Here is a 7,120-nt window from a genome sequence, read left to right on the forward strand (position 1 = left end):
CAGGTCACGGGCCAGTTCGCGCCGTTCGGCGGGGGGCTCGCTACCAGGAGCCGCCGCCTCCCCCGCCGTCCCCGCCACCCCCGCCACCGTGGCCGCCCCCGCCGAAGCCGCTTCCACCGAAGCCGCCTCCCCCGGAGACTCCGCCGAGACCGCTGTGACCGCCGCCTCCGGACGAGCGGCGCTTCCTCCTCCTGGACGGGCTCGGGCGGGAGCGCCTGTCGTACCGGGACGGGACCGCCTTGCCCACGAACATGTGGACGAGCGCGACGAACCGCTCCTCGGCCTTGTCCGGTTCGCCGGTGTAGGAGTACCAGGACGGCAGCGATTCCTCGGCCGTCCGCGCGCGGTAGTAAGCCGTCATCCAGGAGCGCTGGCCGGTCGCGGCGATGTAGGGAAGGTGGCGTTCGGCGTCCGGCTCGGTGCGTTCGGACCACAGGGCGTGGAGGTAGCGCTGGTACCGGACGCTCAGCGCCTGCCCCCGCCGGGTGACGGGGTTCTTCGGCCGGAGCAGGCCAGCCGCGACGGCGAGGACGATCAGCGCGGTGCCGATCGCGGACCGGTCGTCGAAGCCGCCGTCCGCCCGCAGGCTCGCCAGGACGAGGACGAATCCGGCGATGCCGGTGAGCCAGCAGGCGGGGACCATGATCCAGCTCGCGGCGGGCAGCCAGCCGCGCTGGTAGCGGCGGCCGCGCTCCCGGCCCGCGGTGAGGATCCGGTGCTCGGCCCGCTGGAGCCGCGCGCGTGCGGACGGCCCGGCCACGGCGACGTCCCCGTCGTCGAAGAACGCCTTCAGGAAGCCCCGCTCGTAGTCGGTCAGGCCGGCGGTGTCGGCGCGGACGCGGGTGAGCGCGACCTGCCGTCCGTCGTCGGTGATCCGCAGTTCCCCCCGGACTGCCAGGTCGAGCGCGACGACCGCGAGCGGATCCCACGGCTCGACGCCGTTCGGCAGGCTCTCGACCTCGGCCGGGGGCGCGACGTCGCGCGGCAGGGTGGCGGGCAGCCTCCGGCGGCGCCACCGGTCGGACAGCCGCAGCCCCACGCCGGACAGCGCGGCCAGCAGCGCCAGCGCGAGCGCGCTCACACCAGTAACGCCGGTCTTCACCGGGAAGGCGCCGGGACGCTGGTTCCGCACCGCCTTGGCCGGGAAGACCGCCCGCACGGTGATCCCCTGCCTGACCCCGAGGCTCTGCGTGAACGTGGCGGTGTCACCGCCGGTCCGCCCAGCACCCCCGCAGGGCTTGGTCGCCAGAACCGGACCGGCGACGCAGCCCAGCGACCGGAACGCGGCCGGTCCCTTGAGCGTGACGGTCGCCGAGTCGATGGGGACCGTCCACTCCGCGCCGACCGCGTTCCATTTCAGCGTGTCCGAGGCGACGGCGTCCCGGACCTCGTAGTCGATCGTGTAGTGCCGCAGCCCGGTCACCGTCCGCGCGGGGTCCCCGATCCGGATGTCGACCTCGTTGCCCCGGTGGCCGACCTTGCTCGCGGCGGGCGCGTCGGCGCTGGTGACCCGGACGTGTCCGATGCGCACCCGGTCCGCGGGGATGTTCCGCTCGATGCCGTGCCGTCCGGACGAGCCGCCGAAGTCGTAGGCGATCTCCTCGTGGACGCGCAGCAGCCCGTCCGCGCCGAGGTCCAGCCGGACCGCGTAGGAGCCGATGTGTTCCGCCGCCACCGCCCCGGCGCGGGCCGGGGCACCGGCGTGGAAGGAGGACGCCGCGACGGCGGACCGCTCCGCGGGCACGGCGGAGGGCGCCGCGGCGGCGGCTTGCGTGGGTGCGGCGAGGACGGTCAACCCGGCCGCGGCGCACAGGCGGAACCAACGCATACTCCGTTGGACCGAGCAGATCTTGCCCGGGTTCCGGGAAAAACGTCCGCCCTCACCGTCCGGGGAGGCGGACGGCGAGGGCGGACGGCCCGGAGAGCCCGTGGGGGCGGGGCTCAGGCGCGCGCTCCGGTCTTCGGGTCGAGGATGAGCTTCCCGGCGCGGGGGTGACGGAAGTCGAACATTCCGGTCAGGCTGGTCGCCCGCGCGTCGAAGGAGTGGCCGCCGAGCCGCCCGAGCGACCAGTTGTCCTCGATGAACCGCAGCACCGACGTCTGCTCGCTGTAGCCGTGGTCGACGTGGTTCACCTTGCTGTAGGGCGAGATGACCAGCAGCGGGAGGCGCTGGGACGGGCCGCAGCGGTCCTGGAGGCCGCCCGCGACGGGGGCCTTGCCGCACAGCGCGGGCGAGTCGGCCGAGGCGTCCTTCGAGCCGTTCAGGATGCGCGGCCTCTGGTGGTCGTACCAGCCGTCGGAGTCGTCATAGGCGACGACGATGGCGGTGTCCTTCCAGAACTTGGACTTCTGGATCGCGTTGACGTACTTCACCAGGAAGCGCTGCTCGTCCAGCGGGTCGGAGTAGCCCGCGTGGCCGTCCTGGTAGGCGCCGGCCTTGAGGAAGCTGACCGACGGGAGGTTGCCCGCCTTGAGCGCCGCGTCGAAGTCGCTCAGGTCGTACTGGTGGTTCGCCCGGTCCTGGTGGCCGATCTTCGCGACGGACGTCGGCCGCAGGTGCTTCTCGTTCGCCGTGGACCGGTAGTACTGGAACGGCTCGTGGTGCGGGATGTAGTCGGTGGACGCGATGCCGCCGACGTTCGGGTGGCTCGCGTCGCACGCCGCGTAGGAGCCGTTCTTGCCGGTCGGCTTGAAGCCGCCCTGGAACCAGCCCCAGGTGACCTTCCGCTTGTTCAGCAGGTCGCCGACGTTCGGCCCGGTCAGCACGCCCAGGTTGTTGGTCGCGGTGTGGTTCTTGGCCGAGCAGTCGTCGAACGCGGGCTGCGGGTCGTTGATCATCGTCCCGACGCCGTTCTTGTCCGGCGACTGGACGACGTAGGGGTCGGTGACCTTCTTGTGGGTCTTGTTGTCCACGGCGTAGATGCCGTGCGTCTGCCCGGACACGAGGTTGATCGCGCCGGGCGAGGACGGGCCGAACACCGTGTCCCACGAGTTGTCGCTCATGGAGTAGTGCTGCGCGTAGTTCCACAGCGCGGTGACGGTGTTGCCGTCGTAGTAGTCCATGACCAGGCCGGGCTCACCGAACAGGACCGGCTGGCCGGTGCACTTGTCCTTCTCGGTGGACTCGACGAAACGGTCCATCCGCCCGGCGTTGACGGCCTTCTGCTCCGAACCGTAATTGTGGTCCTGGTCGCAGGTGAGCGCCTGCGACGGCTTCAGCCGCTTGGGGTTGTACCGGTTCGGATTGCGCGTGAGCAGGTTCTTGGTGAGGCCGTTCACGCGCGGGGTGTTCCGGGCGGCGGTGAACCTGGTGCCGTCGGTGTTGGCCGCCTTCGGATAGGTGCCGAAGTAGTGGTCGAACGAGTTGTTCTCGTCGAACAGCACGACCACGTGCTTGATGGGCGTCGCGGTGCGCGCGGCGGCCGCGTCGGTGAACGACTCCACCGCGGTCAGGGACGTGCCGTGCCCCGTGGCCGTGCCGCATGCGGCGGCGGTGGCGAGCGCGAGCACGCCCGCCGCGACGGAGGCGACCGTGGCGGCGGGACGCCGCCCGGTCCAGGTGCGGGGGGACATTCTTCCTCCTGAGCGGATCACGGCCGCCGGCTTGCAGGGGGGCGTCGGGACCGATCACCGAATTGATCTACGTCCGGTATCCCACCAGCGCGCGGCGACGAACTCAAGGGCCCCCGGTGACGGGCGGATGTCCGGCAAGGAGCGGGAAGGTGATCATTCGTGGAAGGTTAGCGAAAGGTTAATTAGGCAAGCGTTCCATTAATGCCGACCGCGAGGGATTCCTTCGGTGCCACGTCGGTGCACGGGCTCGCCTTATCCGCCTTGTCGCGCGTTGTCTTGTCTTGTCGCGCGTTATCCGGACAGCAGCGCGCGGCCGAGATGGTCCCCGCCGTCGCGGACACCGGGCAGGACATGGAAGTACCCGCCGCCGAAGGGGCGGATGTAGTCCACGAGCGGCTCGTCCTTCAGGCGGTGCTGGACGGCCTCGAACTGGGACGGGATGTCGCGCTGGTAGCAGGTGAAGACCAGGCCCATGTCGAGGTCGCCCGCCGCGTCCACGCCCCGGTCGTAGTTGAAGCCCCGGCGCAGGATCCGCTCGCCCGCTGTCCGCGGCGTGCGCGGGTTGGCGAGCCGGATGTGGCTGGTCAGCGGGATGATCTTCCCGACCGGGTCGGCGGTGAAGTCGGGCTGGTCGGACTCCCGGTCGCCGTCCAGCGGCGCGCCGGTGTCGCGGGCGCGCCCGATGATCTGCTCCTGCTCGGTGATGCCGATCCGGTCCCAGAACTCCACCAGCATCCGGATCAGCCGGACGACCAGGAAGGTACCGCCGTCGTCCGTCCACACCAGCCGGCCGAGGTCGGCGGGCGCGGGGTTGGCCGTGCCGTCGCGGAAGCCCATCAGGTTGCGCGGGGTGCCGCTCGGCCGGGGCGGCCCGGAGAACCCGTCGATCCGCCAGCGGATCTGCGCCGCGCCCCGGGTGTGCCGGGCGATGTCGCGCAGCGCGTGCAGCACCGTGTCCTGGTCGCGGGCGGAGAGCTGGAGGCTGAGGTCGCCGTGGCACCACGCCGGGTCGAGCGCGTCGTTGGGGAAGGTCGGCATCGTCGTCAGCCGTGCCGGACGCCGCGCGGCCAGGCCGAAGCGGTCGTCGAACAGCGACGCCCCGACTCCCACGGTGACCAGCAGGTTCCCGCCGGGGACGGCCGGGCCGAGCACGCCGGAGTCGGTGGGCGGCGCGGTGATGCCCGCGCCGTCCGGGACGCCGCCGGCGGTGAGCGCGCGGGCCCGGTCGGTGACCGTCCGCATGAGGTCGGTCAGCTCCCGCCGGTTCTCGGCGATCACGTCGAACGCGACGACGGTCGTCCGGGGAAGCGGCGCCTCCTCGACGCCGGCCTGGTGCACGCCGTGGAAGCCCCGCAGCGGCCGCCCGCCGTCCCCGCTCGCCGCGGTCGACACGTCGGACGCGGTGGCGGACGCGGCGGAGGCGCCGGCCAACCCGCCGACCCCGGTGGCGAGCGCTCCCCGCAGGAACGATCGGCGATCGGTCACGGAAGGGCCCTCCGGTCTCGTGCGGACGGCGCACCACGACGCCGTGCCGCCAGTGCGGTCATGCGGTGCGGCGGGGCGGTCATGCGGTGCGCCCGTCCGGTCATGAGGTTCAGCGGGGCGGTCATGAGGTGCGGCGGGGCGCGGCGATCTCGGCGACCGGGGCCAGCAGTTCCAGCGCCTGGCCGGTCGTGCCGTTCAGGCGGCGGCGCTCCGCCGGGGACAGCTCCGACAGCGACGCGTGCCCCTTGAGCCGGGCGTCCAGGCGGGCGAGCCAGGCGTCCGCCTCGGGCAGGCGCGGGTAGCGCGTGCGCAGGACGGGACGCAGCGCGTCGAGCACGAGCCGCGTGCCCTCGACGTTCGCCGCCGCCGTCCGCAGCGAGGTGCCGCTGCCCTGGTCGGCCTCGCCGGTCAGCTCGAACCGCAGCGTGCCTTCGAGGATCTCGTGCGCGCGCAGAGGCAGATCGGCCGGGTCGATGCGCTGCTGCGGCAGGTCGGCCCGCAGGTCGCGAACGTCCTTGTCGAGCCGGTCGGCGATGCGGCCGAGCGAGGGCGCGCTCTCGCCGTGCCACAGCCCGTACTCCAAGCGGTGGAAGCCCGTCCAGCCTGGGTCGTGGACGCCGCCGGGCAGTCCCTCCGGGCGTCCGTTGATCGCATCGTCGAACTCGCCGAACGTCCCGTACGCCGCGCCCAGCCGCTCGTACGCCAGATGGGCGGGGAGCCACACGCGGCGCGCCTCCGCGAGGTCGCCGGACGCGACCGCCGCCCGCAGCGTGCGGGTGCGGTCCGCGAGCCGCCCGACGCCCGCGGTCACCTTCGCCCAGTACGACGACACCGCGTCCGACAGGTCGCTCTCGCTCACCGCCGCGACGGCCGGACCGCCCGGACCGCCGCCGGTCACCCGGACGAGCGGCCCGGTGCGCGGATCGCCCGCGCTGTCGTCCGAGCAGCGCAGCGCGTACTCGCCCGCGCCCAGCGTCACCCGCAGCGGCCGCGTCACGCCGGGGCCGAGCCCCTCCAGTTCGGCGTGCACCGCGCCCGCCCGGTCCACCAGCCGGACCTCGGCGATCGCGTTGCCGCTGTTGCGGACCAGGAGCGTCTGCGGGCCGGCGCGCGGGTGGGTCCAGCCCGTCCCGCAGCGGCCGATCGTCGCCTCCAGGACCGTCCCGGACGCCCGCGGCCGTCCGCCGGACGAGGCGTCGTCACCGCCCACCACGGCCGCCGCGACCACCGCGGCGACGGCCACGGCGGCCGGCGGAACCCACGGTCGCATCGAGGACACTCCATCAACGAGCGGACGAACGCGCACACTCTAGTCTCCGCCCGTCCGGGCGCAACCCTCCCGATCCCGGCCGGATCGCCGCAGGTGAACAGTGGTGGAAGGGCACGTGAACGGGCCGTCCCGACCGGCGGCGGACCGCGCCCACCAGCACTGACCCGGTGCGAGCGGGGGGTGGCGCAGAGTGGGGGCCGAGTTCGCGCGGCGCTCCGTGATCATCTAACGTCAGGGCCCATGGCGTGCGCGGTTTTTTTGCGAACAGCCGGTGTGGCGCGGACGCGGTGCTGCATCCTACGGACTGTGTCCGTACGCTCCACGCGCCGTCCCGGCCGGCCGGTCCCGCGCACGCCGTCCGCCTGACGTCCGCCCGCCCCCGCCCCCCACGAGGACCGATCGATGTCAGCTCCCGTCCCCGCCGGCCGCCGGGGTGACCACGCACCGCTGGAACGTGCCCTCGCGGTGTGGCTCGTCGCCGTCGTCGTCCTCGGCGCCGGCTGGCTGTACGGCGTCTTCCGGACCGGGGACGACCTGCGTCCGGTCGTCGCCTGGGCCGGGGGCGCGGCCGCGCTCGCCCTGACCGTGACGATCGCCCTCGCCGCCTACTACGCCGCGCTCGCCTCCCGGGCCAGGCGGACCGCGCTGACCGAGACCGGCGGCGCGGCGTCGCTGGAGCGGCAGATCAGCGAGCTCGCCGACTCCACGCTGCCCGCGCTGCTGCACCGGATCGGCTCGGGCGCGCCCGCCGACACCGCGCTCGCCGAGCTCCCGCCGCCCGCCGACCCGGGC

Annotated in this window: 4 protein-coding genes and 1 pseudogene; 1 reads left to right on the plus strand and 4 read right to left on the minus strand. The window is 73.5% G+C overall.

What is annotated here, in order from left to right; genetic code table 11:
• Positions 1–40: 40 nt before the first annotated feature.
• The 4 genes from AB0J52_RS21065 to AB0J52_RS21080 all read right to left on the minus strand — a co-directional run bounded on the left by AB0J52_RS21065 (position 41) and on the right by AB0J52_RS21080 (position 6,328).
• Positions 41–1,828: a DUF2207 domain-containing protein gene (locus AB0J52_RS21065; protein WP_500183365.1), complete on the minus strand. Its 1,788-nt coding sequence runs from the start codon at positions 1,826–1,828 to the stop codon at positions 41–43.
• 113 nt (positions 1,829–1,941) lie between these two features.
• Positions 1,942–3,573 (minus strand): phospholipase C, encoded by a 1,632-nt coding sequence (locus tag AB0J52_RS21070; protein WP_500183367.1) that lies wholly within the window; start codon positions 3,571–3,573, stop codon positions 1,942–1,944.
• 291 nt (positions 3,574–3,864) lie between these two features.
• Complete coding sequence (locus AB0J52_RS21075; RefSeq protein ID WP_500183368.1) at positions 3,865–5,058, minus strand: Dyp-type peroxidase; 1,194 nt, start codon at positions 5,056–5,058, stop codon at positions 3,865–3,867.
• 121 nt (positions 5,059–5,179) lie between these two features.
• Positions 5,180–6,328, minus strand: coding sequence for an EfeM/EfeO family lipoprotein (locus tag AB0J52_RS21080; protein WP_500183370.1), 1,149 nt, complete (start codon positions 6,326–6,328; stop codon positions 5,180–5,182).
• 402 nt (positions 6,329–6,730) lie between these two features.
• On the opposite strand from AB0J52_RS21080, the pseudogene AB0J52_RS21085 reads away from it, so the two are divergent.
• A pseudogene (locus tag AB0J52_RS21085) lies at positions 6,731–7,120 on the plus strand (hypothetical protein); the annotation flags it as partial.

It is taken from the genome of Spirillospora sp. NPDC049652 (genome assembly GCF_040675125.1).
In the GTDB taxonomy this organism is placed as follows: domain Bacteria; phylum Actinomycetota; class Actinomycetes; order Streptosporangiales; family Streptosporangiaceae; genus Spirillospora.